Genomic DNA, 2,748 nt, shown 5'->3' on the forward strand with positions numbered 1-2,748 from the left:
GTGGTGGAGGGGCGGCCGCGCAGACGGCCGTGACCAGCTCGGCAAAATTCCGCCCTCTGCGAGGGCGCCCCTCCGTCATCGCTTCGCGATGCCACCCCCCCCCCTGCGGGGCAGGGGAGGAATTGGGTGCCATCGCGACGACTTGCCATCACCCGTTGATGATCTCCACCACCCGCGGTTGACAGGGCGCGGCGCGGCGTCAAAGTCGCGCCATCGACGAACAGGGGAGGACATCAAGTCCATGAAGACATTCGCAATCCTCGCCCCGCTGGCGCTGATCGCGCTGGCCGGGTGCGGCGACAATGGCGCGCAGGAAAAGGCCGCAGCCGACGCCAAGGCCAAGGCCGCCGAAAAACGCAAGGCGCGCGACCTGCAGGACAAGCTGGCGCTCAACGTGCGGTGCTATGCGGCGGTCAAGTGGCAACAGCGGCTGCTGGACAGCCCGCTGCCCAAGAGCATGGCGGGCGGAGCTGCGCCGTTCCTGACCCATTATCGCGGCATGATCGAAAAGACGCTGGGCGATCAGGTGATCCCCGCCGATCCGCCCAAGCCCGAACTGTCCAAGGCGAAGCTCGACGCCTATCTCGACTGGGCGGTTAAGGATCAGATCGACAATAGCTTCAGCAAGAGCGACCGCGCCCAGGCGCATGCCCAGGTCACCACCTGCCTGCAAAGCGGGGCGGAGTTTGGCGGGGTCGGGCCGATGGCGAAGCTCAATCCGGCCGAGCGTTTCGGGAAGATCCAGCAGCTGCGGGGTCTGCTCGGTCAACTGGGTAACTGACGCGGGAACGAGCCGGTGCGGCGAATCCCGCACCGGCGCTCTTCCGTTTCGTGGCTAGCCACGCTACCGCTGCATATCGAGTGGCCGTGGCAACACGGCCTGTTCATCCCGGGTAAAGGCGCCAACCGCCTTCCAGACGGCCACGTTACAGGAGTCGCAGTATGATTCGCCGTTCCATCCTGATTGCCAGCACCGCAGTTGTTCTGGTCGTAGCCGGCTGCAGCGGCGGCGATGACGGCGCAACGCCGACCCCGACGCCGACGCCCACATCAAGCGTGACGCCGACTCCGTCACCGATCAGCTATTCCAGCCTGCCGATCGCGGCGAACACGGCGGGTGAGTTCTTCACCGTCAGTGCCGCGACCAGCTATACCGGCGATGTCACCGGCCCGGTCACGCTGGGTGCCGCCGGCACCGACGCCTTCTCGAACCGCGTCCGCCTGGCGCTGCAGGGCACGCTCACTTCGACCTCGACCACCGAGCTGGTGGTGCGCGAGAATGCCGAGGAATCGCGCTTTACCGGAGCTGACCTGCTGACCCCGCCGCTGCCGGCGAACCCCGAATATGTGCTGCGTGAGACGACTGCGCCGACGACGGCGGGTGCATTCACCCAGCTCGATCTGCTGAACAACACCGTGTCGGGTCAGGTGACGTCGGACACCGCGCTGGCGCTGACCCGGGTCAGCTATGCCGGCTGGTGGCGCGGCGACAGCACTGCGGGTGCGAAGCGCATCACCTATGGCGTCTATGGCTATCCGACCGTCGTATCGGACATGCCGACCACGGGTACCGCGACCTATACCGTGCGCATCGCCGGGCGTTCGGTGATCGCGCCCGCCGCCGGGGCGAGCTCGGTCGACAAGCTGGGCGGCACCGCCACGCTGTCGATCAACTATGCGACCGGCCTGGTCACGCTGACGCTGAACCTTGAGCGGGTCACCAGTGGCGGCAATGTCGCCTACGGCACCTTCACCGGCACCGGCGCGATCCCCGTGGGCAGCAACCAGTTCACCGGCAGCTTCGGCCCCGGCAGCACCGCCGGCGGCACCTTCCAGGGCCTGGCCTATGGTCCGCAGGCGGGTGAGATCGGCATCAGCTTCGCGATCAGTGGCGCGGTCGCGGCCGGCGACAGCCGCGCGGTCGGCGTGGTGGTCGGCAAGAAGAACTGATCACCGCCAGGATGAACGAAAAAGGCCGGGGAGACCCGGCCTTTTTTGTTTCCGCTCAGGATCGCTGCAGGCGCAGCGCGATATCGTTCATGAAGCGCGCATCGTCGCCCTTGGCCAGCCACTCCGCCTCCGCCGCGATCGCGCCGAGCAGGTCGGACAAATCCTCGATCTCCGCCTTGGCATAGTTGCCGAGGACATAGCCGGTGACGCGGTCCTTGTGTCCCGGATGGCCGATGCCGATGCGCACGCGGCGGAAGTCCGCACCGATATGCGCGATGGCGCTGCGAATGCCGTTCTGCCCCGCAGCACCCCCGCCGCGCTTCACCTTGACCTGAAACGGCGCGAGGTCGAGCTCGTCATGGAACACGGTGACCGCTTCGGGCGCGAGCTTGTAGAAGTCGAGCGCGGCGCGGATCGCCCGCCCGCTTTCGTTCATATACGTCGCCGGCTTGAGCAGCAGGATCTTGCTCCCGCCGATCCGCCCTTCCTGCAGCCAGCCGTGGAATTTCTTCGCCGGCGCGGAAAAGCCATGCACTTCGGCAATGGCGTCGGCCGCCATGAAGCCGACATTGTGCCGGTTCATCGCATAATCGGGGCCGGGATTGCCGAGGCCAACCCAGAGCTGCACGTGTACATCCTTTTCCCCCCTCCCTGGAAGGGAGGGGACGGGGGTGGGTGCGCGCGTCTGCGCGCTTCAAGGGGATCGCCCAAACGCAAAGCGCCGGGCGAGGCATCGAGCCTCGCCCGGCGCTGAACCCACCCCTAGCCCCTCCCTTGCAGGGAGGGGAAGGGTGTTTG

At 66.8% G+C, this 2,748-nt stretch carries 3 protein-coding genes; 2 read left to right on the forward strand and 1 reads right to left on the reverse strand.

Translation table 11 applies throughout. The features are described 5' to 3' along the window. The first annotated feature begins 241 nt into the window (after nt 1–241). Together AX681_RS14845 and AX681_RS14850 are read left to right on the forward strand one after the other, a co-directional pair. A complete protein-coding gene (locus AX681_RS14845) occupies nt 242–781 on the forward strand; it encodes a hypothetical protein (protein WP_066664638.1) in 540 nt (179 codons plus the stop codon). A 161-nt stretch (nt 782–942) separates the two neighbouring features. After that, complete coding sequence (locus AX681_RS14850) at nt 943–1,950, forward strand: hypothetical protein (RefSeq protein WP_066664641.1); 1,008 nt, start codon at nt 943–945, stop codon at nt 1,948–1,950. A gap of 55 nt (nt 1,951–2,005) precedes the next feature. Here the strand turns inward: AX681_RS14850 and pth are convergent, their stop codons facing one another. Further along, the gene (pth, locus tag AX681_RS14855; protein ID WP_066664644.1) at nt 2,006–2,578 is read right to left on the reverse strand and encodes an aminoacyl-tRNA hydrolase; all 573 of its coding nucleotides are present in this window, start codon (nt 2,576–2,578) and stop codon (nt 2,006–2,008) included. Nucleotides 2,579–2,748: the final 170 nt, after the last annotated feature.

Source organism: Sphingomonas sp. CCH9-E2 (genome assembly GCF_001557215.1).
Classification (GTDB): domain Bacteria; phylum Pseudomonadota; class Alphaproteobacteria; order Sphingomonadales; family Sphingomonadaceae; genus Sphingomonas.